This window comes from Gracilinema caldarium (assembly GCF_029265695.1).
Taxonomy (GTDB): domain Bacteria; phylum Spirochaetota; class Spirochaetia; order Treponematales; family Breznakiellaceae; genus Gracilinema; species Gracilinema caldarium_A.
The window spans coordinates 20,806-47,193 of sequence record NZ_JAJUHW010000009.1 but is presented as its reverse complement, the minus strand read 5'-3'; the positions used below and the strand labels follow the sequence as shown (position 1 = coordinate 47,193).

The following is a 26,388-nucleotide window of genomic DNA, read 5'->3' as shown; positions in this document are numbered from 1 at the left end:
CTTTATGAATTAGATTCTAACACCCAGCGGTCAGTATAACAGGAACAGAAAAGGGAACAAGATGGGTATCAGGGTTTTAGAAACTGTTCGATTACTAAATCGGTGGCCCCCCGGCCAATCCGGTGGGAATCATACACATCGGCCACAATTGTAATGGCCTGGTCCGATCCCTGACAGAGGTCCACCAGGCGCCGATTTAGTTCCTCCTGTAAAAGCCGGGCATAACCGGAGAATCGGCTGATGATAAGGTACCGTTCGGGAGAAAAAAGGGTATGAATGTTACGGACCGCGAGTTCAAAGATGTGCAGGGGCTCTTCCAGGGCTGAGCGGATTTTTGGACCTATTTCCGAATCAATAAGCTTGTCCAGTTCGGAAAGAGACTCTATCGGGTATACCCGGCGGATAAAGGGAAGCACCGCATCCTCGGCAATATAGGCTTCTAGGCAGCCCTGACCGCCACAGGTACAGTGGGGGCCCTCGCAATTAAAGGAAAGGTGTCCTACTTCCAGGGCTGTTTTCCCGAGCACCGTAAAGGGTTGGGAACCTTCCAGGTAGGCGCCGCCGACTCCCGAACGGACGAGGAATGCAAAGAGGCTTTTGGCGCCCCGGGCCGCGCCGTACTTTAATTCTGCCAGTGCGGCAAGGCTTGCGTTGTTATGCATATAGACAGGAACGTCATAACGTTTCTGCAAAACCGAAACCAGGGGAAAATTGGCAAGTTTGGCGATCCGCGGATAAGAGAGGATGAGACCCTTTTCCAGGTCTATGCGGCCCGGGGCGCCAATGCCAAAGCCCAGGAGCCGCGACGCATCGATACCACTCTTTTTAAGGGCCCGTTTTATGAGCGTCTGAAGGGCCGTAACAAGGGTGTCTGCATCCAAAGGATCGGGGAATTCAAGTTCATCAATAAAACGGATCTCTCCTGAAAAATCGCTTACCGCGAGGGTAGCCGAACGGGACCAGAAATCAATGCCAATGCTGTACAAGGCATCGGGAACTACTTCGAAATACTGGGGTTTTCGTCCTTTTTTTTCTTCACCGACGAGGGAAGATGAGCTGTTTGGGTCCTTGCGATTTTGAGCCAAGGGCCGGGAATCTTCGGCTTGCACAGGCCGGATAAGACCCTCTTTTTCTAGTTCGGTAAAAATACGGAATACCGTAGGAGCCCGTAATCCCGTTAAGGCCACCACTTCCGACTGGGAGATATACTTGCGGCTTTGGACCAGGGCGAGTATAATTTTGGCATTGCGCTCCCGAATGTCGGCGCTTCGTAAGGGAACTCCACTCATAGTTACTTCCAGTAAATAAGTATAAGCCTATAGTAAATCTCTTTTCGCAAAAAGTACAGCCTTCTAGCCAATTGCAAAAGTCGGTCACTTTTGCAATTGGCTTTGCGATTGCTTGCGGTTGCATGCTATTTCATATAAAAAACATGCAACCGTCGCGATAAATCGCAAACTTCAAGGTAGTTCTTTCAAAACTTCCTGAGTTTTGAAAGAACCTCTTATATAAGCCAATTTCATTGACATATATATATTATGCGCATATATTATATACATCTAGAGCCAAGGGAGTTTGCAATGTCTTTAACGTATAACATTCATGCACCCAAAAAACCAACAAACCTCACCGTTAATAGCGATTTATTAAAACAAGCAAAGGAATACAAAATTAACATATCCGCAATACTTGAATCCGCTCTCGCGGAGGCCCTAAAAGAAAAAAAAAGAGAGCGTTGGAAAGAAGAAAACAAAGAAGCTATAGCCTATTATAATTCTGCACTTGAAAAGTATGGTTTATTTAGTGATGAAATGAGGACCTTTTAATGTCCCAGTATCATATATATGCAAATTTGAATGAAACGTCCAAAAAAATATACCCTTATTTACTTGATGTACAGTCATCAATCTTATCTGACCTGGAAACTAGAATAGTTATTCCGCTGGCAAGTAAAGAGATATTTGAAAAAGGCATCATAAAAAATTTAAATCCAATAATTTTTATTAACAATAAAGAGTTTATACTTTTGACACAACAGATGGCAGGTGTCCCCGTATCACAGTTAGGTTCATCAATCGGGGAGTGCATATCATATCGACAGGATATACTTTCTGCCATAGATTTTTTAATTACAGGCATATGAGCTACCAAACCTTTACCGAGATACAAGGTCCCGGACAACCCAGGAGGCCATGAGGAGGCCTGCAGCAGGGGGCACAAAGGCGGTGCTGCCTGGAAGGTGCCGGCCTGGAGTGCCAGATTCGGTAAAGGCCCGCTCTCCGTTTGCAAGCTGTGCCGGCATCTCCCGGGAATAAACTACCCGGAGGGTCTTGACTCCCCGTTTTTTAAGTTCCCTCCGCATAACCCGGGCCAGAGGACATACACTGGTTTCGTAGATATCAGCCACTTCGAGCCGTGAGGGATCGAGCTTATTGCCGGTCCCCATGGAGCTGATAATTGGGATGCCCAGCGTCTGGGTACGCTGAATAAGATCGAGCTTGGCGCTTACCATATCGATGGCGTCGACCACATAGTCGGGCTTTATATCAAAAAAGGAAGCGCCGTTTTCGGCTGTATACTGTTCATGCCGTATTTCCACCTGGGCGGCGGGATTGATATCGAGGATTCGTTCCCGCATGACCTCCACTTTCGGCTTACTAATAGTAGAATATAGGGCCAGCACTTGCCGGTTAAGGTTCGTTATGGAAACGGCATCACAGTCAACTAAGAGAAAGGAGCCGATGCCTGATCGTGCTAAGGCCTCTGCGGCCATGCTGCCTACCCCGCCGAGGCCGAATATGGCGACACGGCATTTTGATAAAAGTTCTAGTGCATCGGAGCCTAAAATCAATTCGGTGCGTACAAACTGTTCACCCATGGGGCCGATGCTAGGGAAAAAGCAGCGTCCGGTCAATAGTCGCTTTGCAACCGCAAGCAATCGCAGTTTTTAAGTTGGCTCTTTACAAACTCACCAAGCGATGATAGGCTACTTTTACTTACTTACTGTAAGTAATTGAAAAGCGAACATAGCATATCATTGGAGTACCTATATGACACATGAGGAACGGCGGGATCTGGAAGCCTTTGCTCGGAACATCCGCTACCATACAATTAAGTCTATTGGGACACTGGGGGTCGGTCATATTGGCGGTGCCATGTCAATCGTAGAAGTGCTGGCTGTTTTGTACAGCGGGCATTTGAAGCATGATCCAGCAAATCCCACCTGGCGGGAACGGGACCGGCTTGTCCTTTCTAAGGGCCATGCGGGACCCGCCCTCTATGCAGCCCTCGCGCTGAGGGGCTTCTTTCCCCTGGACTGGCTCTTAACACTGAATCAGGGCGGGACCCGCCTTCCAAGCCACTGCGACCGCACGAAAACCCCCGGCGTGGACATGACCACAGGGTCCCTCGGCCAGGGCCTTTCCGCCGCCTGCGGCATTGCCTACGGTAACCGGATGGACCATATCGATGCCTATACCTTTGCCATTATCGGCGACGGCGAAAGCGACGAAGGCCAGAATTGGGAGGCTGCCCTTTTTGCGGCCCACAACAAACTAGACCGGCTCATTGTGTTTACGGATTACAACAAAATGCAAATAGACGGTTATACGGCGGACATCCTCGACCTGGGGGATATAGAAGGCAAATGGCGGAGTTTTGGCTGGCGGGTGCTCCGGGTCGATGGCCACAATGTGGATGCCTTGGATGCGGCCATCACACTGGCTAAGATCGGCAGAGACCAGCCCACCATGATTATCCTCGATACCATCAAAGGCAAGGGATGCAGCTTTGCCGAGGGAAACCTGGGAAATCACAACATGAATGTGAGCAAAGAACAGATGGAAGCCGCCCTGGCAGCCCTCACAGCCATTTCGGACTTCGCAGCCCTTGAAACACCACACGGACCGCAAGGGCTGCAAAACAAGGACGCTCAGGCCGTGACAAGCCAGGAGGGAAAGTAATGGACACAAAAGAAATGCGCACCGTTTTTATTAATACGCTTGTCGAATCTGCGCGAAAGGATGAGCGGATTGTTCTTATTGATGCAGACCTGGGTAAGGCCGGCGCCACGGCATCCTTTGCCCAGACCTTTCCTGAGCGGCACATCAACGTGGGGGTGTCGGAGGCCAATATGATCGGAGTTGCCGCGGGCCTTGCAAGCATGGGAAAAATTCCGGTAGCCCAAACTTTCGGCTGCTTTGCAAGCCGCCGCGTCTTTGATCAGTTTTTTATTTCCGTCTCCTATGCAAAGCTGCCGGTAAAGTTAGTTGGGACAGATCCGGGGATTTCCGCCGCCTTTAACGGCGGCACCCACATGCCCTTTGAGGACCTGGGAACCATGCGGCTCATACCGGGCCTCACCATTGTGGAGCCTTCGGATCCGGTCTCCCTGGCAGCCCTGCTGCCCCAGCTGCTTGATCTTGATACTCCAATCTACCTCCGGCTCTACCGTAAGCCCCTGCCGGCCCTGTACCCGGAGAACGCGCCTTTCCGTATCGGGAAAAGTAAGGTACTGCGCCAGGGAGGTCCGGGCTCCATTCTGATTATCGCCCTGGGAGGCATTATGGTGAACGAGGCCCTTGAGGCTGCCAAAATCCTCGAAGGCCGTGGAATTTCAGCCACGGTTATCGACACCCTGACATTAAAGCCCCTGGACAAGGATGGCCTGCTATCGGCGATGAAAGGCGCCCAGGCAGTGCTGAGCTGCGAAAACCACCAGATTCACGGCGCCCTGGGGAGCGCGGTGGCGGAGCTCATGGCCGAATACCGGATCAGCCTCCCCTTTGCCCGTGTTGGCATTCGGGACGAGTTCGGTCAGGTCGGGACCGAGCAGTGGCTTAAAACCCACTATAAACTGGATAGCGCTTCCATCGCCGAGGCAGCGGCAGAACTACTTAAATAGAAAGAACGGCAGGATCCGTTCATCAATATGGATCATCAATATGGATAAGGAGTACCTACTATGAATGAGAAAATTACCCTGGCCCTTGCAAGCGATCTTTCAGGATTTCCCCTTGCCCGGGAAATCGTAAAGCACCTTACAGAAAACCATCCGGAGATTCACCTTATTGATTATGGCATCATGAGCGCTGACAAGCCTGAACCCTACTTTATCCAGGCCCCCAAGGTTGCCAAGGCAATCCAGCGGGGGGAGGCCCAAAAAGGTATCCTCATCTGCGGCACCGGCCAGGGTATGGCTATTGTGGCAAACAAGCACAAGGGTGTTTATGCTGCGGTGGCGGTGGATATTTTTTCCGGAGAGCGGGCAAAGATTATCAATAATGCAAACGTCCTGACCATGGGGGGCTGGATTACGGCGCCATTCCTGGGCTGCCAGATCGTGGATGCCTGGCTTTCCATGTCCTTTACCCAGAAAATGGAATTTAAAAAGGACTTCCTTACCAACGCTTTTAACCAGGTAGTGGCTCTGGAGGAAGAAAACTTTAAATGATAGGCGCCATTGCTTCCCCGACAAAGATTATTGAGACCCCTTGTTTTTCCGCCGAAGGGCTGGATGAGGCCCTGGTTTACTGTACTGCGAGCGCCGGTTCTGAACCGGTGCTTTGTATCGTAGATCCGCGGCCCTTCCCGCTGCGGGACCGGGCCTTGGCCGACTTAAACCGGCTTTGGAAACTCCAGATTCTGGACCAGGTGGTCCCGAACCCCACCAGCGCTGACATTATGGATATGGCGGCCAAGGCCCGGCGGGAGCGGCCCGCTGCGGTCATCGGTATTGGGGGCGGATCCACCCTGGATTCGGCCAAGGCGGTGGCCATGCTGCTGGACAGCCCTGGCGATCTGGATGAATACCTGGGCCCCGAAGCGCCCCTTAAACCCCAGGAACGGAAGGTGCCGCTGATCCTTATACCAACCACCACCGGCACAGGTTCGGAGGTTACCCGCTTCGGGGTATACACCGCCCGGTCTGGCAGGAAGTACACCCTGAACAGCCCGGTCCTCCAGGCGGAGGCCGCCATCCTTTCGCCTGACCTCGTGGCTGACCTGCCGCCCCCCCTCGTGGCCGCCACGGGCTACGATGCCTTAACCCACGCGCTGGAAACCCTCTGGAACAAAAATGCCACCGCCCTGTCGGACCGGCTCGCTCTCGAAGCCTCCGCGGCGGTGCTTGCAAGCCTGGAACCGGCCTGGCGGGCCAGTGTGGCACGGGAAGCGGAGCGGGAGAGACATAAGGAGCGGCCACAGCCGGAAGCGGGAGGCGGCACAGGAGCAGCGCCGGCATCAAAAGAAGCGTCCGCTTTGGCTGACCTGCAGCGGGCAGCCACCCTGGCGGGCATTGCATTTAACAAAACCGGCACCGCCGCGATCCATGCCCTGTCTTTTATTCTTTCAGAAGAATGGCACCTGAGCCATGGTGCAGCCTGCGCTTTTTTTACCCAGAACATTTTTGACCTCAACATGGGAGATCCGGCGGTACGGGGAAAATTCCTCATCCTGGCTAAACGGGTATACCAAGAAGCGCACCAAGAAGCAAACGCTGGCGGCCGGCCGGAGAGCCCCACATCTCGATTAAGCGACGAAGCGTATATCCAATATCTCAGGGACCGGCTTGTGGAGCTTAAATACCTTATGGGCCTCCCGGATCGGTTCTCAGACATTCCCGGCTTTACAGGCGCCGCAGGGCCAGATGGTTCGGTGGATCGGGAAGCGGTGGCAGCTCTCTTTGATAAGGCTCAGAGCGATTTTAAGCTTAAAAACAACCCCGTGCCCTGTACTCAGGACCTGGTGCGGCAGCTTGTACGGGAGAAGCTTTCATGAGCCCCCTCGTGTTTGCCCTGGTGGGCCTTACGGTACTTATCACCCATGCCCTGGAAGCGATCACCGGCTTTGGCTGCACGGTCCTCGCCCTGCCCTTTGTTACCACCCTCGTGGGGGTCAAAACCGGTGTGCCCATACTTGCAACCCTGGCATGGATACTGGCCCTCTATATTGTCATAACCAAATGGAAGTTCATCAATTTTAAGGAATTTTTTGTCATTGTTTTTTTTGTGGGGCTCGGCCTTCCCTTTGGCATCATGGCCTTTAAGAGCTTTGATCCGCGGCTTCTTAAAAAACTTTTAGCCCTCTTTATCATCGCCAGCGCTGGCTGGCAGGTCTACCGCCGCTTTACTCGGCCAAACCAGGAAAACGAAAACTGCCCCGCTGCCCCGGAAGGAGCCCTTGGGAAAAGGCTCCGGAGCCGTATTACTTACTACCTGCTCCTCTTCGCAGGCGGCATGGTACACGGCGCCTTTGCTTCAGGGGGCCCCTTGGTGGTGCTTTACGCTTCTAAAACGCTCCCCGACAAGGGAAGTTTCCGCGCAACCCTCTGCCTGCTCTGGACCACGCTCAACACGGTGCTGCTTATCAATTACATCCGATCTGGCGTTTTTACAGCCCCAATTTTGAGCGGAACCGCAGGGATGCTCCCCTTTCTCGCAGCGGGCATTTTTATCGGGGAAAAGATTCACCATAAGGTTGATGAAATTCTCTTTGGTAAAATTATTTTTCTCGTGCTTCTTGCCACGGGCTTTTTTATGCTTATTGCATAAAAGCGCTAAATAACCCAGTCACCGTAGCCCGCATAGTGCTGCCCCTCCTGGACAAGATCCTGGAGGGTTAGCCCTTTAAGCGTTGTTTCAAGCCTTCCTGCAACAAGACCCTGCAGGGTCTTAAGAGCATTGGAAAGCACCTCTAAAGAAGCGGAGCCTGAAAGGGCTTCCATCTGAAGGAGTTCCCCTTCGAGGGCAGCCAGGGCCTCGAAGAGGTTGATTTCCTCAGGAGAACGGGAGAGATAGTAGCCCCCCTGGACGCCCCGGCTTGCAAGGACAAGCGGAGAAGCCCGGAGGGTCAGCATAATTTGCCCGATATATTTTTCCGTGGTCCCCGTTACCCTGGCAAGCTCCGCAGCCTGAACCGGCTCGGCCCCATATCGAAGCGCCAGGTAGCACAGTATTTTAAGACCAAATTGGGTACGGGATGAAAGCTTCATGAGGCTTAATACCAGCTATAGGTCTTGGAACAGAACAGTGGAAAGATACCGCTCCCCGGTGTCCGGAAGCAGCACCACCACCCGTTTCCCCGCATATTCAGCCCGCTTTGCCACCTGGGTCGCCGCAAAGGCCGCTGCGCCGCTTGAAATACCCACCAAGACACCCTCGGTTCGGGCCAATTTCCGGGCTGTCCCCACCGCCTCTTCGGTCTTTACCTGGATGATTTCATCTATTATGGAGCGGTTCAGCACCTCGGGGACAAAACCGGCTCCGAGGCCCTGGATCTTGTGAGGCCCCGGCTTGCCTCCTGAAAGGACCGGTGAATCGGCAGGCTCAACCGCAACAATTTTAATTGCCCGATTATGCTGCTTAAGCACTTCCCCAACGCCGGTGATGGTCCCTCCTGTACCGACACCGGCCACAAAAACCGCCAGGTCTCCGTCCGTATCGGCCAGGATTTCCCGAGCGGTGGTTTTCCGGTGGATTGCTGGATTTGCAGGATTGCTGAATTGCTGCAGAATAAGGCTATTGGGCATAGACTTGTGCAGTTCTTCCGCCTTGGCGATGGCCCCTTTCATGCCTTCTGGTCCGGGGGTCAGCACCAGTTCGGCCCCCAGCATCTTAAGGAGGGCCCGCCGCTCGATGCTCATGGTTTCCGGCATGGTCAAAATGAGCCGGTAGCCCCGGGAGGCCGCGACAAAAGCTAAGGCTATACCCGTGTTGCCACTTGTAGGTTCTATCAACACCGTATCCTTTTTCAGGAGCCCCCGCTCCTCCGCATCGGCGATCATGGCATAGCCAATTCGATCCTTAACACAGGACAGGGGATTAAAGGATTCTAGCTTTGCCACAAGCTGGGCCTTAAGACCCTCCTGGGAAGCGTAATTCCCCAGTTCCAATAAGGGGGTATTGCCGATAAGATCCGTCATTTTAGCAGCTATCTTTGCCATGGGCTCCTCCAAAGACTAGTATAGTTATAGTAATACTATTTATTACTATTATTGTCAACAATATTTTTATGCCCCATGAGCCTTGTAATATTCGCATTTTCCATTTTAATTATAGTGGAGCCCATTTCAAAGGCTGTACATCTCAGCAACAGAGGGTAGAACTATGGAAAATGTGTATCAATGGGGATTAGATGTAATTCGATTTGTTCAGCAGATTGAATCTCCGGCTATGACGGTAATCATGAAAACCATTACCAGCCTTGGAGCCGAATTTGCCTATTTGGCGATCCTTCCTTTTATTTTCTGGTGTATTGATGAAAAACGAGGAATCCGGCTGGGGACAGCAGTGCTCCTTTCTGCCTGGTTGAACAGCACCGTTAAGAACCTGCTGCGGCAGCCCCGCCCCTATGCACTGGATCCCTCGGTAGGCCTTGATGTTGAAAACTCCTACGGTATTCCCTCGGGGCATGCCCAAGGCTCAGTTACCCTGTGGGGTATTATTGGCGGCTGGATACGCCAGCCCTGGGGCCTTGTCCTGGCGATCGTCCTGCCCCTCCTCATTAGTTTTAGCAGAATATACCTGGGGGTTCATTTCCCTACCGATGTGTTTGCAGGCTGGCTGCTGGCAGGTCTTGTACTCTTGGTCTACTACTTTGGGGCCTCCAGTATAGAAAAACTCTTTTTGTCCCTTAATATTCGCTTCCGTATTCTTGTGGTAGCCCTCATTGCCTTTGTTATGAATGGCCTTAACCCGGAAGACACCAGCATGGGCGGCGTATTTTTCGGTATGTCCGTTGGCTATATTTTTATGGCCGAATGGTTTACATTTTCGGCATCACGCACTGCCAGCGGGAAGCGGCCTGGATTCCTCGTTCTTTTGGCCCGCTATATACTGGGCATAATCGGCGCCGTCATTATCTATGGGGGACTTAAAATGGTATTTCCCCCGGAAGGGTCTCCCTGGTATGCCCTGGGCCGCTTCAGCCGTTATGCAATTCTGGGGGCCTGGGTTTCCGCCGGTGCTCCCTGGCTGTTTCTGAAACTGAAACTCGCTGGATCCCGGGAAATCGCGGTAGAAGAGTAAGCTGTTTCCAGGGCAGCCATTATGAATATACTTTCCCAATACAACTTGCTGCTCGCAAAATACAAAAAGGTGGCGGCCTATGCCCAGAAAGCCGGCAGGGTTAACCGCCGCCTGTATAATAACTATTTAAAACTCCAACACTATCATAACAGCGTTATCAAAAAAACCACTAACCAGGCAAAATCTATTCTGGAAATCACCATTAAAGAAAAATACCCGCTTATTGTGGACCACCGGAAAAGGGTAATTCACGTTTCGCCTAAGTTATTAAAAGCCATTGAAATGACCAAGGATGAGTTCACCTCATCAATTTATATTGATCTACTCTTTGAAAAATTTCTCCCCCGCAATTTTACAGATACGAAAGATCAGATCATTAAGGATTTCCATTTTCCTATCCTGCTCAAAGAACTGGAAGACAAAACTCAAAATCCCGAACAAAACCAGGCCGAAGATCCCATTCATCTCCACTCGTTCCTGCATCTAGGGATAAGCGGGAAACGGGTCTTTAACCACCGGAAAAAACTCTTCTTGTATCTCCTCTCTGTGAGGGACATTAGTCCCGACATTGAACTCTTGTATTACCAAAAGACCGATTTAATTATCGAAACCCTATCGGCAACAAATCTTCGTTTGCTTCAGGCGCAGAAAACCATCGAAGCCCACAAAATTCTTTTAGTGTCCCTGGTCTGTTCCCTGGTAGAAGAGCATAACCGGGAAACATCTCGGCATCTTCAAAACATCAGAACTATCACAACCTGCATGATAGAAGAAATATACCGGCTCAAATTGCTTAAAAACGCTCCCTACGAGACCTTTCAGTACCTCAAGGACATAGCCTATACATCATTGCTGCACGATATCGGCAAGGTGCATGTTTCTAAGGAACTGATCGGCAAGGGAAACGAGCTTTCAGAAGCAGAATTCAAAAAAGTGCAGAGTCACACAGTTGCAGGCGCGGCGTATATAAAAAAAATCATTATCCTTTTCCAGAATGATCCTACCTTTTCGCGTTATATTGATTTTCTCATGATTCCATACAACATATGCCTCTATCATCACGAACGTTGGGACGGTTCAGGGTACCCAATAGGGCTTTCGGGCTCCCGTATTCCCCTCCCCGCCCGTATTGTGGCTATCGCAGATGCCTATGATGCCATGAGGGCTCCCCGTTCCTACAACATTCCCCAGAGCCATCAGGAAGCGGTGGCAGAAATCAAACGCTGCAGCGGGACCCAGTTTGATCCAGTATTAGTTAAGGTATTTCTTAATATAGAACGACAGTTAGAGGATATTCATTATGATTGATGAACTGCAAAGCGGCCTTATTGCACATCTTATCCAGTTTATAAAGGATTCGCCTACGGCCTATCATGGGGCACAAACGATAGCGAAGGCCCTGAATGCCCAGGGAGCTATTCAGCTTGATGAACGGCAGCCCTGGCAGCTTAAAAGCGGGCAGATTTATTATGTTATCCGAGCAGAGGGGTCTCTCATTGCCTTCCGATGCGGCCTCAAGAGGCCTGCGGAGGCGGGCTTTATGGTAGCCGGAGCCCATACGGACAGCCCCGGACTCAAGGCCCGGCTCGAAAAGAGCCTCACCGGCAAGGGCATGGAACGGGCTGCGGTAGAGCTCTATGGGAGCCCCATTATATCCACCTGGCTCGACCGCCCCCTGGCGCTGGCAGGAAGGGTGTTCATAAAAAATCAGGACGGAAAAGCGGAAAGCCGCCTTATACACAGTACGGAGCCCATCGGAGTAGTCCCAAATCTGGCTATCCACCTAAACCGGGACCTCAATAAGGGATTTGAATACAATGCCCAGAACCACCTGCCGGTGCTGCTTTCCGCTTCGGGAAGCGCGGCCCCAGAGGCAGGGAAAATAGCACTAGACAGCGGAGCGGCAGAAGCTCTTGCCGCAGACCTTTTGCATCGCGTGACTGCCCAGCTTGGCGTTCCCGCTGATGCAATTTTGGGTTCGGACCTGTATTTTGTCGATGCCCAGGGCCCGGTACGCTTCGGCCCCCTGGGCGAACTTATTAACGCCTACCGCCTGGATAATCTATTAGGCTGCCACGCAATCCTGGAAGCCTTCCTGGCCGCACAGAGCGCCGGGCATACCCAGGTGGCATGTTTTTTTAACCATGAAGAAATTGGGTCCCTTTCGCCCGAGGGGGCCGATTCGGCTTTTCTGCGGGACATACTGGGCAGGATTTCTGCCCTTTTGGATAAAAACGCCGAGGACCTGTACCGGGCCCTGGCCGCATCGTTCTCAATCTCGGTGGATGTTGCCCAGGCCTACCACGGTTCATACCCCGAAAAGTTTGATGAAAGTTTTGCGCCGGTCCTGAACGGAGGGCCAGCCCTTAAGGTGAACGCCAACCTGCGCTATGCCACCGATGGCGAAGCGGAGGCCCGTTTCCGGCTCTACTGCGATGCGGCAGGTGTCCCCTGCCAAAAATTCATGAGCCGGGCCGATATTACCCCGGGGACCACCATCGGACCCCTCTCTGCAGCCTTTACGGGCATTAAAACCGTCGATGTGGGAGCCCCCCTCTTATCCATGCATTCCATCCGCGAAACCGCAGGGACCCTGGACCATGAAATGATGGTCCAGGTACTCAAGAAGGGCTTTGAACAATTGAACAATTGAGTTAAGTTGACAAGCCGCGGTTGCTCTTGTGCGGCACAAGCAGGCCCGCGCACCCCGGCGCATCATAACTGCCCCGCACGGGGCGGCCGCCTGCCCTACTCGGACTGGGGGCGAACAAGCCGGAACCCGCTGTTGTAGTAGCTGATAGACGGGCTACTATTGCTCCGGTCAGCGACCCGCGTGCCCGACGCGTCGTAGCCCCAGCCTCCACCCTGAAGAACCCGGCTCGTGCCAGAACTCGGGCCCGCGGGATTCGTTACAGAGCCCGCGCCATAACCCCCATACCAGTCCCAGCACCACTCCCAGACATTCCCCGACATATCATAGAGCCCTAGTTTATTGGGCTTTTTGGTTCCCACGGGGCGGGTGCTTCGTGAATTACTACTATACCACGCAACCTCATCGACAGCGGCGCTCCCCGCATAGGGATAACCCCTACTCAGAGCGCCGCCCCGGGCCGCGTACTCCCATTCCGCCTCCGTGGGGAGCCGATAGCCGTTAGCGCTCCGCTTCCAGTACACCGCGTCTCCCCCGGTATACACCTTTTTATAATCTGCATCGCTATAGTAGGCCGGTTCATAGCCTTCCTTCTGACTGAGCTTATTGCAAAAAAGAACCGCGTCATACCAGCTCACATTTTCTACCGGCCGCATGGGGACATCGCTTCCGCCTGTAAAATTACTTGGGTTTATCCCCATCACCTCCTTGTACTGGGCCTGGGTTACCTCCGTGGCGGACATAAAAAAGGAGGATACCGTTACTCGGTGGACCGGGCGCTCATCGTTTTCTTCATTATTTGAACCCATTTCGAAACTTCCGCCAGCGACGGGGAGCATGAGGGGTAAAGGTTTTACAACACTCCGCGAGACATTTGCACCGATTTCTAAAGCTCCGGAAATGCTCGTTGTTCTGTCGCTCCAGCGAATTTCAAGCCCGTAGGGACCTGCTGGTAAGCTTAGGCTTATGGGGAGGGGGCCCATGTCTACCCCATCCCGGTACAGGCGGCCCCCAGCATCTGGGCTTGTGAGCCTGAGCGTAGCCCGGGCAAGGCTGGGGCTCTGGCGCTTTCCGGGAGTAAAATAGGCAGTTGTAACTTCCCCCTGCCATGCGGCGACGGTCGCGCTCGTGGTTAGGTTTTCCACCGATACCCGCCGTATCACAAGCTCGTACCAGCCCTTGTCCCGGTTCCGCCTCAAGGCCCATTCAATGCGCCCCGCCAGGGCCCCAGCCTTGACCGCCGTGTCCAGGTCCACAATCGCCTTCCGCACATCAGGCGCACTCGCAAGATTCACAACAAAGGTGCGAGGCTCCATTGGAATAGTTGGATCAAAAGAGCTTACCGTAAAGGGCCAGGTGCGCTCATTCCGGTCAAACTCGCCGATTTGTAAACCCACCGACTGCCTCTGGAGCACCCAGGTTTTGCGAGCCAGGAGGGCCAGGGCGTCTTCGTACTGTTTACGCATTGCAGCAGTCTGCTTTACTTGCTCCGCCTCAAGCTCCGCCTTGCGGGAAGCTACGGCCTGTTCCATCTCCCGCTCAAGGCTTGTCCTTTCCTTTTTGATGCGGGCGCTAAACTCCGCATCGGTCTCCCAAAGCTCCGGCTTAGCAGCCGAAAGGGCCACAAACCGGGGCGTGTAGCCCTCCCGGAGCTTTGCCTCGATGCTCTTCCAGGTACTTGCGTATTCCTTAGCCACATCGGCAAGCACCCTATCAAGCCGCTCAATGGTCTCGATAAGCACGTCGGGGTTGTCGCTTTCCGCATCCCGGGCAAGTTTTTCTAGCTCCGCCCGCCGGGAAGACGCAATAGATGCTAAAACCGCCTGCTGCTTGGCCTGCTCTGCAGCAAGCGCAGCCCGCTCCGCCGCAGCCCGGTTTGCCTCCTCGGCAAGTTTCCGCTGCCGTTCCGCTTCCCGGGCGAGCCCCTCTGTCTCTAGCTTTTTTGCCGCCGCCAGGGCCGCCTGGCGCTGCTGCTCCACCTCCAGGGCCTGCTTGGCCTGGGCGTCCCGGGTCGCGTTTATCCTTGCCTGCCGCTCGGCAAGCTCCTTTTCGAGCCGGGCTATTTCTTCCTGGTTCGCCTTAAGGGCTGCCTCGGCCCGGAAAGCCATCTCATCGGGGCTTATAAACCAAAAGGGCTCCTGCATACCAAAGTCGACCCGGGGGTTCTGTTTACCCCCCGTAGCGGCCGCAACATCGGCGCTCACCTTCCGCATAAGCTCCGAAAGCTCCTGGCCGGGAATAGCCACCTGGGCGATAAAGGCCGCAGAAAAGACCCCGTTGCGCCCCGTCCCATCCGCCGCCACCTCCCCCGGGGCTGTGGCGTAGGCGATAAGGCTGTTCCGTGTCTTAGGTGTGGGCACCACCGCAAGGCCCCTATTCGTTGAGCGCGAAGCGCCAGGGAAGGGATTGTCCCGGCAGCTATCCAGGAACACCAAGGCGGTCTTTATGCCGCTCTGTTCCATACGGGCCACGACACTGTCCACCGCCATGGCCCGGAGCTTTACATCCGCCACATTGTCAAGCCGGGGACTCACCGGGATAAGGTAGTTTACCCCCTCAATCTGTACCCCGTGGCCTGCGTAGTAAAAGAGCCCCGTATCCGCCCCGGAAAGTCGGCTTGAAAAATCCTTTACCGCCTTTTCAAAGGTGGTCTGGTCCGCATCTTTAACAACCGTAACCTCAAAGCCTGCGTCCTTAAGGACCTTCGACACGTCGTCCGCATCGTTGGTGGGGTTACGGAGGGGGTTATCCTTATAGGCCCCGTTGCCTATCACCAGGGCCACCCGGCGCCCCGGGGTCGTCGCGGGGGTCGCTACAGTCGCGGGAGCGGTGGTAGTAGGGGCCGTCGTCCCGGTTCCTTTGCTTGTCCCGCTTGCCCCTGTGTTCTGGCCAAAGACGGAACACTGAGCGCAAGGGCAAGATATAAAATCGAAAAAAATCGATTTATGAGTAGTCCTTTTTGTCTAGGCATACGGAGCCTCAATATTATTATTGTAGTTTTAAATTGAGTATAATAAGGACCAAAAAGAACTGTCAATTAAACCAGTTTCAAACCGCTTAGTTTCCCCTTCGTTCGGCCATATAGGCATCCAGGACCTTGCGGAGCGAGGGGACCGTGTCGGCATAGCGCAAAATTGCGTCCAGGTAGCCCTCCGGCTCGCCCGTATCAAGCCGCTGGCCCGAAAGGCGGCGGTACACCACCTTGCCTTCGTTCATAAGCTTGTTGAGGGCGTAAATATGGTAGTATTCGCCCCCCTCATGGCGCTGCCAGCCCTCTTCCAGATAGTTAAAGAACTCAGGCGTATAAAGGTAGCGGCCAATGGAGACCTCATGGCTCGGTTCGGTGCCCCGGCTGGGTTTTTCTACAATGGCCCGGACATGCTTGCCGTCGGCGGCAATATCCAGAACTCCGTAGCGGCTTACATCTCCCGGTTCGTACACGCTGGCCATGACCGAGCAGCCCGTTTCCCGCCAGGCGGCAATAAGCTGGGAAGCCAGTGGCGGTTCCCCTAAATGGAGGTCGTCAGGATAGGCCACCACACAGGCATCGTTACCCACAAGGCCCTTAACCTGTAAAAGGGCGTGGCCCGTACCAAGCATTCGCTGCTGGCGGACAAAGGCAAAACGGACGTTGGCCGGCGGCTGGATCCGCTCAAGCCGGTCTAATTTGCCTTCCTTTTCAAAGACCGATTCAAGCTCTATCTCCCGGTCAAAATAGTCTTCCAGCACCTTTTTACGGCGGGAACTGATAATAATGATGTCCTCGATACCGGACTTTACAAATTCATCAACAATAAAGGCGATAGACGGCACGTTGACCACCGGTAACATTTCCTTAGGAATGGTCTTGGTAACAGGCAAAAAGCGGGTGCCGTAGCCCGCGGCAACAATAATTCCTTTCATGCAGGGTATAGTAGCAAGCCCCGCCAGTCTATGCAAGCTTGATAAGCTCCTTTCCCAGCAAGAGGTCTTAGCCCGGCCAGTCACAACAAGGCCGTATCCTACACACATAAAAGCACAAAAAAAAGCTGCCCGGCACAAGACCGGACAGCCCTTCATCAACGTGTATTAATTACAACTTAAAGGCGATTCCCGCGGCGATTCCGTAGCCGCCGTAGCTCTGGAATGGACCGCCGACACTGCCTGCCACACCAAAGAGGTAATCCATGCCACCGTTCGCAAAGATCCGCATATCCCGGCTGATAAGGTAGCTTACCCCCACATTGAGCTTAATACCGTAATGGGTAAACCAGGGGTCATCGCTTGTAGAATAATTTTCTTCCAGAATCCGCACAATGGCGTTGCTTGCGCCGGCAAAGGCCGCAGTACCGGTCAGGGCGAGGCGGCGGAGGTATATGTTGTACTCCACACCCGCATAGGCGATCACCGGGAGCCACAGGGCGGTATCAAAGTTGATCTGCACACCAACGATTGGCCGCACATCATAGAAGCCGCGGCTCACCGCAGCCTTAGCGCCGATGGCCAGGGCCCCCTTGGTGGGGGTAAGATTGGTAGTCCCCAGATCCCAGCCATAGACATTGTTAAAATAGGTGAGGTAGTAGAGGTAGGGCTCCACATCCACACCGAGCCGGGGTACTTCCCGCAGCTGGGCCCCTTCCTTAAGGGTAGGACCGGCGTAGCGGACCGCGGCGGTGCTGATCTGGGGCCCCACATCCTTTATCACCAGGAGGCCGTCTTCCCGCTCGTCCACGAGGCCGCCGATGGTGCTGCGCTTAACCACCACATATTCATCCCCCACCATAACGCCCATGTCGGTGCCGAACTGCATTTTTACTTCAAAGGCGTTGGCCTGTAGTACCTGGGTCCGCAGGGTAAAGGCGGGGATTTTCCGGACCTCGTAGGTAAGCTGCACCGGAATGGCGTTTATGGCATCCGCCACAGCCTTGGTCTGGGTCTCCTTAGAGGTTCCCGTGGTTTCAATGTTTGCCATGCCAATGGTGGTACCTTCGGCTACGTTCAGAAAGGCCACCGACGTTTTAATCCGGGCCTGATATTCGTTATTAGGCTTTTCGACCTTAAAGTCCACGATGGTAGGAATTACCACCACGAAGGCGCCGTAGAGTTTTTTAAGGAGCCCTTCGGTCAGCTGCACATCGCCGAATTTAACCTCATCCGGAAGCGGCGTGTTGTTTTGCTTAGCGGTCTGAATCAGGTTGATGAAATCCTGCACGTCCTTGGACGAGAACCGCTCGGTTTGGCCCAGTACGTTAAAGCGGCCTAAATTAACAAACACGCCCTGTATTTCCGCGTCCACATTGGCCAGGACCTCAAGCGGAATATTATACCCATAATAACCCAGGGCAAAAACTGCCACATCCTGTTTTTTGCTTATTTCAGCCTGCTGGGCCGTTACGGTCCCCGCCGCAATCAGCAAGGCCAAAAGCGCGAGCACTATTGTACGCAATTTTCCCATAGTATCCTCCTCATGGGGTCTCCATAATTTCATCTTTGCTTGAAGTATACCGCGTCAATTTCGTTCGTCAAGCTCGGCTTGTTTTTTCATAGGATTTTCGCTATGCTCCCAAGATACCTATGATTCGTCCATCCTACGGCAGCAACGATCCCATTGCAGCCCATGCAACTCCCCTGGCAGAAAGCGCCCTCGCGGTCATTCGCAGTTCCGGTCCCGGCTGCATTGACCTTGTGGCAGCCTGCTTTTCCCGGCCAAAAAAGCTTTCAGAAGCTCCGGGCAACACCATAGTCCATGGCTGGATAGTGAACAAAGGGGGCGAAAAGGTTGATGAAGTGTTAGTTTCGGTGTTTCGCGCCCCCCGGAGCTACACCGGCGAAGATGCCGTTGACATATCCTGCCACGGCGGCATTGCCACCGCCCGTTCGGTGCTGCAATGCCTCCTTGATGCGGGCTTCCGCCAGGCCCTGCCCGGCGAGTTCACCTTCCGGGCCTTTATGAACGGTAAAATCGACCTCACCCGTTCCGAATCGGTTGTAGAGTTGATAGAAGCAAAAACCGACGAAAGCCGCCGCCATGCCCTGGACCGGCTTTCAGGCGCCCTGGAAGCAGAAATCCGGGCTATAAAAGAAGACCTTGTTCAAGCCCTGGCTGCCACAGAACTCTTTTTAGATTATTCAGAGGATGACGGTGTATCGGCTATCGCGGAAGACGGCCTCGCACTGGATTGCCAAAACCCGGATCAGATTCCCCTCCCTGCCGCGGAAGCAGCGGGAATCCTGCCGGACCGAAAACGGGTAGAAGAGGCCTTGGAAACCCTGGAAAGACTTGCAGCGTCCTACCGGATCGAAAAACTCTACCGGGACGGGGCTTTGGTGGCCATTGCGGGGCGTCCTAATGCGGGCAAATCGAGCCTCTTTAACCGGCTTTTAAAAGAAGAACGATCTATTGTAACAGATATCCCCGGTACGACCCGGGACTATATAGAGGCCTGGATATCCCTGGAGGGCATTCCGGTCCGGCTTGTAGATACGGCGGGCCTGCGCCGCGCAGAAGATCCGATTGAACAAATCGGAGTAGAACGCAGTAAAAGCATTGTGCAGAGCGCGGACCTTATTCTCTATATTGTAGACGGCAGCCGGGGCTTTGAATCGGAAGACCTACAGCTTCTTGATGAATACCGCCGGAGCGAACTGTGGGAAGGCCGGGATGCGGCTCCCCTCCTTGTGGTCTGGAACAAGGCCGATGTGGCCCCTCATATCAGGCCCCTTCCCGAAACAGAGCCAATTCGCTTACCCATGGTGCTGCCTGTAAGTGCCAAGACAGGGATCGGCATACCAGAGCTTGCCCATGCCATGAAAGAAGCCCTGAGCGGCGGATCAGATTCGGCGCCCCCAGCAGGCAGTCAAAGTAAAGCGGTCGTCGGCATTGCTTCGGAACGGCAGAAAGCCCTGGTGGACCGGGCTATAGAAGCCCTGAAAGAAGCCCTGACTCTGGCGGACCAGCGCGCCCCGCTGGATCTTATCGCCCCGGAACTTCGGGAAGCGGTGGAAGCCCTGGGAGAAATTACCGGCGAAGTATCCACCGCAGAAATACTAGAAACCATGTTCAGCCGCTTCTGTGTCGGCAAATAGGATCACACTATGGATTACGACATTATCGTGGTAGGCGGAGGACACGCGGGAATAGAAGCATCCCTGGCGGGGGCCCGCCTTGGACTTAAAACACTTCTTATTACCCAGAATCCCGATAAAATCGGGGCCCTTTCCTGCAACCCCGCCATCGGCGGGCTTTCCAAGGGAAACCTGGTCCGTGAGGTAGACGCCTTGGGCGGCCAGATGGCCAAACTGATCGATGCGACCCTGATCCAGTACCGGGTACTGAACCGCTCCCGGGGGCCCGCGGTGCAGGCGCCCCGTGCCCAGGCGGATAAGTGGCTGTATCAGGCGGCGGCCCGGTCAGCCGTCGAAGGGCAAAAGAACCTTCATGTGTTCATGGACACCGTGGTAGACCTTATCGTGTCAGAAGACGGCCAGCGGCTCGAAGGGGTGGTGACCGAACGGGGGCACCGGATCGGCTGCCGGGCCGCCATCCTCGCCACCGGTACCTTTATGGAAGGTAAGATTTTTATCGGCGAATACGACGCGCCCATGGGCCGCCTCGGCGAAGGGGCAGCCATCGGGCTCGGCACCAGCCTGCGCCGCCGGGGTTTTCCGGTGGGGCGTCTTAAGACCGGAACCCCCGCCCGCATCGCCGGGGAAACCATTGATTATAGTCGGCTCGAACGGCAGGACGGCGAAGAAGCCCTGCCCTTTACCTTTGATATCGAAGCAGACAGCCGCCTGAGCCGGCCCTCGGTTCCCTGCTGGATAACCTACACTACCGAAAAAACCCACGAGATCATCCAAAGGAACATACACCGGTCTCCCCTCTACGGCGGCAAAATAGTCGGTGTGGGCCCCCGGTACTGTCCCTCACTGGAAGACAAGGTGGTTCGCTTTCCCGACCGGGAGCGGCACCATATTTTTATTGAGCCAGAAAGCCTCGAAACCAATGAAATGTACCTGAACGGCGCTTCCAGTTCCCTCCCCGAAGATGTACAGGTAGCCTTTATCCATAGCCTCCCCGGCCTGGAAGAGGCCCGGGTAGTCCGTCCCGCCTACGCGGTGGAATACGATTACCTGGATCCCCAGGACCTCTACCCCTCTTTGGAATCCAAGCGGCTTTCGGGCCTCTTTGTGGCAGGACAAACCAACGGCAGCTCAGGCTACGAGGAAGCGGCGGCCCAGGGTATCGTGGCGGGCATTAACGCGGCCATGAAAATCCTTGGCAAGGAGCCCCTCATCCTTGAACGCTCCGAAGCCTATATCGGCGTCTTGATAGATGACCTCACGACCCTGGGCACCAAGGAACCCTACCGTATGTTCACCAGCCGGGCCGAACACCGGCTCATGCTCCGCCACGATACGGCAGACTCCCGTCTCACCCCCCGCGGTCGGGCCCTGGGCCTTGTTGATGACCAGCGCTGGGAACGGTTCCAGAAAAAGGTGCAAACTTTGGATGAGATTACGGAGCTCCTCCGTTCCCGGAAAGTCAGTTCCGCACCGCCTGCTCCGCCTAACCAGAGCGGGGAGATCGGGCAGAACCAGGAGAATTTCATCAATCTGGATCCAGTCCTTACTCCCCATATCGGCGAATCTTTGGAACGGGCCCTCACTAATTCCCAGGTTCAACTTGAGCACATTAAGATCTTTGCCCCCGAACTGGACCGGTATCCCCGGGAATGGGTAGAGCGAGTTAGCCTGGACATTAAGTACGCAGGATACATCGAAAAGGAACGGCGGGCAGCTGCCAGGACCGCGAAAATGGAGGCCATGAAACTGCCGCCGGATTTAGATTACAAGACAATTTTGGGTCTTTCCGCAGAAGCCAAAGAAAAACTCATGAAAATAAGGCCCCTCACCATAGGTCAAGCGAGCCGCATTAACGGGGTGCGGCAAGGTGACATCGCGGTCCTCATCATGACCGCCAAACGATACGCGGAAGAAAGCTAAAATCTGGTTGGCTATTTCAATCTTGTCGTTTCGATTCCCCTTGACTATTTTTTATATATATTATATTTTATATGTATAAGAATTGCAATTTAAGAGCATTCAAGGAGGATTGATATGGCTGTTAACGTATATTCCACACAGAGTTGTCCCTACTGCACTATGGTAAAAAACTATCTGCGCCAAAAAGGCGTTCCCTTTACCGATTTTGATGTGGGCCGGGACCAGCGGCGGGCAGAGGAAATGGTCCGCAAGTCCGGTCAGATGGGAGTCCCCGTGGTAGACATCAACGGAAAGATAATTATCGGCTTTAATAAGGCCGAAATCGACCGGGCCTTAAACCGCTAAAACGAAACCCTCAGCCCTGCAGCGACGCGCCAGCCTTCTGCGGCTGGTGCCGTATCCCCTGACCATGTGCGATACAGGGGATACCAAACCCTTCCTTCCACACCGATCCAGGTGTTTCCCAGCTTTACAAAATCGATTCCAAAGCCGGTAAAGGGAAAGAACCAACGGCCATGAGACCAGAAATAGCTAGTAACTTGCGCGGTTTGGGCTGCGGCGTCTTCCAGATCAGCGCCTTCGAGGCCATCTGCGATAAGGCAAAGCCGGGCATCCACACTGAATCCGCTGGAAAACCTAAGCCTGAGCCCAGAGGCTGTCAGGGCCGGAATGTTCATTACATAGGAAGCATAGAACGAAAGGAGGTTACCGAGTACGAAGGTGGACCGGTTTTCTATAGCAACCGGAACAGCCCTACCAAGGGTAGAACTGTATCCGTAATAGGTGGCGTATAAATCATAGGCAGTGCCGAGAGAGAGGTTATAGGGCAAGGAAAACTCAGCGCTGAATCCCGGCATGGGAAGCACCGGCATAGGATCCCCTTCTAAGCCGTTGTCTTCAGGAATAAAAAATATCGAGCCCTTTACCGACCAGTTTATATCCGCAGCATGGAGAACAGGAAGTCTCCCCCACAGAAGGAACAGTGACAGGGTTAGAAAAAAACCTATCCCTGTATAGCAAGGGGACAGGCGTTTATATGTTCCGTTCATACCTTCAGTATAGCCCACTCCTGGAGCGAATTACAGCGGTAAAACAAGAAAACCCGCAGCCCCGACTGCAAAGCTTTCCTGTTCTTCCCAGCTTGCAATCAACCAACGGTTAATTAGTACTACTCCGGTATAGGCAAAGCCCTCAGGCAACGAGGGGAGCTCGAAGGCCTCTATCTTAGATCGCCGTATAACACCCCGGCCATCGGGAAGTATTACGAGGGCCTTTTCAGAATCCGCATAGCCTAAAAATTTTACAATTTCTGTTTCTCCGCCGGAGAGGGGAACTGTATTTTTAGTCTCCGGATCTGCCACAAATGTCTCCAGCCCATAACTGTCTTTTTTAAGGAGCTGCAAGACCGGGTAATGTTTTTTTCTTTGGGAATCGCTAAAGGCTCTCATGAGTGTCTGTACAGCCCGAGGCATATTTCCAAAGGGCTGCGGATAGAGCGCATTCTGATAGTCTCCCCGGCTGATCCGTGTCGCTTCCTTGTTCAAAGCCGGAGCTGCATAATAAAACTTTGAGCTTTCTGAGCCTGCCGAAGCAGCAGCCGGCGAGACAAGACTTGCCGAGGCAGTGCCCGGCGAAACAGAATCTGCCGTAGCTGCACGCGCAGTAGCGTTCGACTGGGCAACCTTCATATACCATCGGCCGTCACTGGACCTGGTCAGGGCTTCTACATTGGCCAGCCCTATGCCAAAGGCTGCAGGCCGTACGGCCTGCGGCCGTATTGCCTGCGGCAATTTGGCCTGGGGTGAGAAATCGGCCCAATCAAGATAAACAAAAGGGTTCTCCGGAACCGAAGGGGATGAAACACCGGAGCCAGCAGTAGTACCGCTGCCGTTCAAGAGATCACCAAAATAAGGATCCCGGGCAACCAGCAGAGCCGGCACAGATCCGGCAGACAAAGACTGTCCAAGATTTTGAGCGGTTCCCAACTCAGCAGAGGGAACCAGCATAAGCGCCAGAGCACAATAGGGCTCTACAAAGGCGCCGCCATCAATCTTATACAGGGCCAGATCTCCCGCTGGGGTTTCTTCGAACACAAGAAAACCTTCCCTGTTTAGTCCTGCAAAAGCGTTAGAGCTTCTTGCCACAAAGCCCACTATACGGCGCGCTGCGGTCCAGGGAGCATAGGGGACCACCTGGGAATTGGCGGGATCTTTAATCGGATTAAGATGCCCAGGAGAGATTTCATACCATTGGCCTTGGTTAGAGTCCTGAGAGTCTTGCCCTTGCTTATAGGTAAAAAGGCGAAACGGTTCGGGCCGAACGCTTTTTGTTTCCCTTGTTTCGATATTTTTTTTTGAACAGCCTAATACCAGAAACAGTATCGGCAGGACATACAAGCAGCGCTGCAGTACAGCCATGGAGTACTCCGTACTAATATGATTAGGGAAAATAGGCAGCCCCATCCCACGAATAGGCTATTATACCATGGGTTGATAAAAAGGTATCCACCGTAGCCCCTGCATTTATCAATATATTTTGCGGTTCATAAAGGTCAGAGAACAGCACCTGAGCTCCAAAGGGCGAACCAGAGACCCAGGGGCCCGGGGGCTTGAAGCGAATCATAATTGGCCGCTCAAGCATAGGCACAAGCCGCCGCCTGTCAAACCCGCTGGCCTTTGTTTTTTTAGCCACGGTAAGCCAATCCACACACCACGGGTCTGCCAGGACCTCTTCAGGGAGGGCTGCTTCATGAAAGAGGGAACGGAACCGGGGCCAGTTAAAATATTCTGGTCCATAACGCGGGTCTCCGAGACTTTGGCGCAGCAAGCTAAAAAAAGCCGCCTCCACACCTCCAAACCAGGTAAGCCTGCAGTGCCTGTCTTTTATATCCAGCGGAACCAGGGCTCCTGCAGGCCGGGCGCGGTATGGAACTATGCCGTACTCTGGCCAATAGGGCCATCCCCAAAAAGCTTCATATTGATGAATGTTTAACCTCACTGAGACCTGGTTTGTGTCCTTTGGAACAGTTACAGCAACCTTGCTACCATCCTGAGCGGCCCATTCCAGTAACCAGCAGGGAGGGCCCAAAACTATGCACCAAGACTCGGGCACTGGAGGCAGTTCAAATACAATATCAACGGTATCTAATCCGGCTGCAACAGAGTCCATATTGCAGGATGACACTATTATTATTACCAATGATAAGAAGAGGACTGAGGCGCTTTTCATAGCCAAATTACAGTTGCCCCTCTGCGGATTGCTTTAATAGAGAAAATGGGGCATACTTATTTAGTAATGAAAGATGCACTCCAGTTTCAAAACGATCTCGCAGAGGCTCTGGAAAAACGAAAGCTCTGGATGGATCGCAATCTGCTGCCCCAGCTAAAGAATGAATTTAACCTCTTTAAAGCAGCATTCGGCAGCCTGTACCAGCTTTTATTACGGAAGGGCCTGGTCCAAGAGGACCCCTACAAAAACGATATCAAAATCGGAGAACTGGAAATTCCCAGCGAAGCTCCTTTTACCGAAAGCGAACGGATGGAGCAGATGAGCATACGGCTTTCCAATTTTGACAGCCAGCTCGATTTTCTCATCACCTTTTATCAATTCAGTGTAGATTTCCTAACCCTGGAACGGATCAAACGGGTTGCGGGATTGGTTAAATACTTTAACTGGCTTCAGTTCACCGTTAACTCCCAGCATATCAACACCCGAGCCCTGGCAGAAATCGTCAATATGGCCAAGGGCGGCAATGACCAGCTTGGGACAGGACTCATCGTCGACTCCCTCCAGCGGCTCGAAGCGTCCACCAAGACTATCGTAAAAATCCTTAAGGACATTACTGACTTTCACCGGCAAAATTACAAACTGGAAGCCCGCCTCCGATTTTTTGATGCCCTTGAATTGGACCGCAATACGGTATTCATGAAAAAAGATGAAACCTTGCAGCTGGTAAAGCGCAAATTTGCCGAATCCATGTCGGACCGGCCTTTTTATCCTGAATTATTCGAAGAGCTGCTCAAAGAAAACTACAGCGCCGAAGGAGAGGGGCTTAAAAACGACCTCATCAAGCGGCTTTCCATACCAGAAGAAACCCAAACTAAAAAGACTGCCGTCGTTTCTTTTCGTCCTGTGCTTGTGGATGCGCTGAAAGGTCTGGGAAACCTGTCTTACATCCTCACAGATACAATCAATAAGCTCGATGACAACAAACTGCTCCTTGACAGCGAGCAAAACGGATTTTGGCAAAAGGTTCGGCAAATTATTCTTAAGATGCTGAACAAAGACTTGGAAGAAGTCTTCTATGACATTGAATACCTGGATCCGGTTCTTGGGACTACCAAATCGGAAAAACTCAATTTTGGAGAGTTTAGGCTGGAATTGGACAAAAAGTCCCGGTATTTTGCATCCCTCAGCAGCCGCAGCTCGAGTGTAATGACTAAAATGGAAAATGCTTCAGAAGAACAGCTTCTGTCCATCCTTTCTAAAAACATAGAGGAATTGCAGCGTTTCCACCGGGTCCTTTCTGCCCTAGACGAGTTCTTTAAGACCGAGATTTCCAAAGAAAATCGAGAAAAAGTCCGGGGCATTAAACCTGAAATTTCTGCTATTAAAAATGCCATAGTCAAGGCAAACCAGAAGCGCCACGAATACATAGCCCAAAAGGAAGAGCAGGAACAACTAAAAAAACTCGGCATCCAGGATGTGGTGTAAAAGACTATTAAGGAG

General features: G+C 53.2%; 25 protein-coding genes. 15 read left to right on the top strand and 10 right to left on the bottom strand.

Annotated features, from left to right (window positions below):
• Nucleotides 1-68: 68 nt before the first annotated feature.
• On the bottom strand, nucleotides 69-1,289 hold the full coding sequence (locus Q7P68_RS04770) for an ROK family transcriptional regulator (RefSeq protein WP_304223475.1): 1,221 nt from the start codon (nucleotides 1,287-1,289) through the stop codon (nucleotides 69-71).
• 291 nt (nucleotides 1,290-1,580) lie between these two features.
• On the opposite strand from Q7P68_RS04770, the gene Q7P68_RS04765 reads away from it, so the two are divergent.
• Nucleotides 1,581-1,826, top strand: a complete 246-nt coding sequence (locus Q7P68_RS04765; protein WP_304223473.1) for a type II toxin-antitoxin system CcdA family antitoxin — start codon at nucleotides 1,581-1,583, stop codon at nucleotides 1,824-1,826.
• The gene (locus tag Q7P68_RS04760) at nucleotides 1,826-2,143 is read left to right on the top strand and encodes a CcdB family protein (RefSeq protein ID WP_304223470.1); all 318 of its coding nucleotides are present in this window, start codon (nucleotides 1,826-1,828) and stop codon (nucleotides 2,141-2,143) included. Before Q7P68_RS04765 ends, Q7P68_RS04760 begins: the two co-directional genes overlap by 1 nt.
• 12 nt (nucleotides 2,144-2,155) lie before the next feature.
• On the opposite strand, the gene Q7P68_RS04755 is transcribed toward Q7P68_RS04760, so the two are convergent.
• Nucleotides 2,156-2,878, bottom strand: a complete 723-nt coding sequence (locus Q7P68_RS04755; protein ID WP_304223468.1) for a tRNA threonylcarbamoyladenosine dehydratase — start codon at nucleotides 2,876-2,878, stop codon at nucleotides 2,156-2,158.
• A 172-nt stretch (nucleotides 2,879-3,050) separates the two neighbouring features.
• Between Q7P68_RS04755 and Q7P68_RS04750 the strand changes: the two genes are divergently transcribed.
• Genes Q7P68_RS04750 through Q7P68_RS04730 form a run of 5 tightly spaced genes read left to right on the top strand, consistent with a single transcriptional unit; the run spans nucleotide 3,051 to nucleotide 7,550 of the window.
• Nucleotides 3,051-3,962 carry a transketolase gene (locus Q7P68_RS04750; RefSeq protein ID WP_304223467.1) on the top strand — a complete coding sequence of 304 codons (912 nt, stop codon included), beginning with the start codon at nucleotides 3,051-3,053 and terminating at the stop codon, nucleotides 3,960-3,962.
• The gene (locus Q7P68_RS04745; protein ID WP_304223465.1) at nucleotides 3,962-4,903 is read left to right on the top strand and encodes a transketolase family protein; all 942 of its coding nucleotides are present in this window, start codon (nucleotides 3,962-3,964) and stop codon (nucleotides 4,901-4,903) included. Before Q7P68_RS04750 ends, Q7P68_RS04745 begins: the two co-directional genes overlap by 1 nt.
• 60 nt (nucleotides 4,904-4,963) lie before the next feature.
• The gene (locus Q7P68_RS04740) at nucleotides 4,964-5,452 is read left to right on the top strand and encodes an RpiB/LacA/LacB family sugar-phosphate isomerase (RefSeq protein ID WP_304223462.1); all 489 of its coding nucleotides are present in this window, start codon (nucleotides 4,964-4,966) and stop codon (nucleotides 5,450-5,452) included.
• Nucleotides 5,449-6,777, top strand: coding sequence for an iron-containing alcohol dehydrogenase (locus Q7P68_RS04735; RefSeq protein ID WP_304223460.1), 1,329 nt, complete (start codon nucleotides 5,449-5,451; stop codon nucleotides 6,775-6,777). Before Q7P68_RS04740 ends, Q7P68_RS04735 begins: the two co-directional genes overlap by 4 nt.
• Entirely contained in the window at nucleotides 6,774-7,550 is a 777-nt protein-coding gene (locus Q7P68_RS04730) for a sulfite exporter TauE/SafE family protein (RefSeq protein WP_304223457.1), read from the top strand. Before Q7P68_RS04735 ends, Q7P68_RS04730 begins: the two co-directional genes overlap by 4 nt.
• A 5-nt stretch (nucleotides 7,551-7,555) precedes the next feature.
• On the opposite strand, the gene Q7P68_RS04725 is transcribed toward Q7P68_RS04730, so the two are convergent.
• Nucleotides 7,556-7,990 carry an RrF2 family transcriptional regulator gene (locus Q7P68_RS04725; protein WP_304223455.1) on the bottom strand — a complete coding sequence of 145 codons (435 nt, stop codon included), beginning with the start codon at nucleotides 7,988-7,990 and terminating at the stop codon, nucleotides 7,556-7,558.
• Between the two features lie 15 nt (nucleotides 7,991-8,005).
• Entirely contained in the window at nucleotides 8,006-8,941 is a 936-nt protein-coding gene (cysK, locus tag Q7P68_RS04720) for a cysteine synthase A (RefSeq protein WP_304223452.1), read from the bottom strand.
• A 163-nt stretch (nucleotides 8,942-9,104) separates the two neighbouring features.
• Between cysK and Q7P68_RS04715 the strand changes: the two genes are divergently transcribed.
• The 3 genes from Q7P68_RS04715 to Q7P68_RS04705 are packed head-to-tail and all read left to right on the top strand — an operon-like array spanning nucleotide 9,105 to nucleotide 12,678.
• On the top strand, nucleotides 9,105-10,025 hold the full coding sequence (locus tag Q7P68_RS04715; RefSeq protein WP_304223450.1) for a phosphatase PAP2 family protein: 921 nt from the start codon (nucleotides 9,105-9,107) through the stop codon (nucleotides 10,023-10,025).
• A gap of 21 nt (nucleotides 10,026-10,046) precedes the next feature.
• A complete protein-coding gene (locus tag Q7P68_RS04710) occupies nucleotides 10,047-11,333 on the top strand; it encodes an HD-GYP domain-containing protein (RefSeq protein WP_304223447.1) in 1,287 nt (428 codons plus the stop codon).
• Entirely contained in the window at nucleotides 11,326-12,678 is a 1,353-nt protein-coding gene (locus Q7P68_RS04705) for a M18 family aminopeptidase (RefSeq protein WP_304223445.1), read from the top strand. Before Q7P68_RS04710 ends, Q7P68_RS04705 begins: the two co-directional genes overlap by 8 nt.
• A gap of 95 nt (nucleotides 12,679-12,773) precedes the next feature.
• On the opposite strand, the gene Q7P68_RS04700 is transcribed toward Q7P68_RS04705, so the two are convergent.
• Together Q7P68_RS04700 and Q7P68_RS04695 are read right to left on the bottom strand one after the other, a co-directional pair.
• Nucleotides 12,774-15,458, bottom strand: coding sequence for an SUMF1/EgtB/PvdO family nonheme iron enzyme (locus tag Q7P68_RS04700; protein ID WP_304223443.1), 2,685 nt, complete (start codon nucleotides 15,456-15,458; stop codon nucleotides 12,774-12,776).
• Nucleotides 15,459-15,732: 274 nt separating this feature from the next.
• Entirely contained in the window at nucleotides 15,733-16,578 is an 846-nt protein-coding gene (locus Q7P68_RS04695) for a UTP--glucose-1-phosphate uridylyltransferase (RefSeq protein ID WP_304223440.1), read from the bottom strand.
• On the opposite strand from Q7P68_RS04695, the gene Q7P68_RS04690 reads away from it, so the two are divergent.
• Nucleotides 16,577-16,747 carry a hypothetical protein gene (locus Q7P68_RS04690; RefSeq protein WP_304223437.1) on the top strand — a complete coding sequence of 57 codons (171 nt, stop codon included), beginning with the start codon at nucleotides 16,577-16,579 and terminating at the stop codon, nucleotides 16,745-16,747. The genes Q7P68_RS04695 and Q7P68_RS04690 overlap by 2 nt on opposite strands.
• On the opposite strand, the gene Q7P68_RS04685 is transcribed toward Q7P68_RS04690, so the two are convergent.
• Nucleotides 16,748-18,109: a hypothetical protein gene (locus tag Q7P68_RS04685; RefSeq protein WP_304223434.1), complete on the bottom strand. Its 1,362-nt coding sequence runs from the start codon at nucleotides 18,107-18,109 to the stop codon at nucleotides 16,748-16,750. It abuts the gene before it with no gap.
• A gap of 119 nt (nucleotides 18,110-18,228) precedes the next feature.
• Here Q7P68_RS04685 and mnmE point away from each other — a divergent pair, with 119 nt between their 5' ends.
• The 3 genes from mnmE (at nucleotide 18,229) to Q7P68_RS04670 (ending at nucleotide 22,005) form a co-directional block, all read left to right on the top strand.
• Nucleotides 18,229-19,740 (top strand): tRNA uridine-5-carboxymethylaminomethyl(34) synthesis GTPase MnmE, encoded by a 1,512-nt coding sequence (mnmE, locus tag Q7P68_RS04680; RefSeq protein WP_304223431.1) that lies wholly within the window; start codon nucleotides 18,229-18,231, stop codon nucleotides 19,738-19,740.
• 9 nt (nucleotides 19,741-19,749) lie between these two features.
• Nucleotides 19,750-21,660, top strand: a complete 1,911-nt coding sequence (mnmG, locus tag Q7P68_RS04675) for a tRNA uridine-5-carboxymethylaminomethyl(34) synthesis enzyme MnmG (protein WP_304223428.1) — start codon at nucleotides 19,750-19,752, stop codon at nucleotides 21,658-21,660.
• A gap of 114 nt (nucleotides 21,661-21,774) precedes the next feature.
• A complete protein-coding gene (locus tag Q7P68_RS04670; protein WP_304223426.1) occupies nucleotides 21,775-22,005 on the top strand; it encodes a glutaredoxin domain-containing protein in 231 nt (76 codons plus the stop codon).
• On the opposite strand, the gene Q7P68_RS04665 is transcribed toward Q7P68_RS04670, so the two are convergent.
• The 3 genes from Q7P68_RS04665 to Q7P68_RS04655 are packed head-to-tail and all read right to left on the bottom strand — an operon-like array spanning nucleotide 22,002 to nucleotide 24,888.
• A complete protein-coding gene (locus Q7P68_RS04665; RefSeq protein WP_304223422.1) occupies nucleotides 22,002-22,709 on the bottom strand; it encodes a hypothetical protein in 708 nt (235 codons plus the stop codon). The genes Q7P68_RS04670 and Q7P68_RS04665 overlap by 4 nt on opposite strands.
• 30 nt (nucleotides 22,710-22,739) lie before the next feature.
• The gene (locus tag Q7P68_RS04660) at nucleotides 22,740-24,077 is read right to left on the bottom strand and encodes a DUF8086 family protein (RefSeq protein ID WP_304223420.1); all 1,338 of its coding nucleotides are present in this window, start codon (nucleotides 24,075-24,077) and stop codon (nucleotides 22,740-22,742) included.
• 22 nt (nucleotides 24,078-24,099) lie between these two features.
• Nucleotides 24,100-24,888 (bottom strand): hypothetical protein, encoded by a 789-nt coding sequence (locus Q7P68_RS04655; RefSeq protein ID WP_304223417.1) that lies wholly within the window; start codon nucleotides 24,886-24,888, stop codon nucleotides 24,100-24,102.
• 66 nt (nucleotides 24,889-24,954) lie between these two features.
• Here Q7P68_RS04655 and Q7P68_RS04650 point away from each other — a divergent pair, with 66 nt between their 5' ends.
• Nucleotides 24,955-26,373 carry a TP0584 family protein gene (locus Q7P68_RS04650; protein ID WP_304223414.1) on the top strand — a complete coding sequence of 473 codons (1,419 nt, stop codon included), beginning with the start codon at nucleotides 24,955-24,957 and terminating at the stop codon, nucleotides 26,371-26,373.
• Nucleotides 26,374-26,388 lie beyond the last annotated feature (15 nt).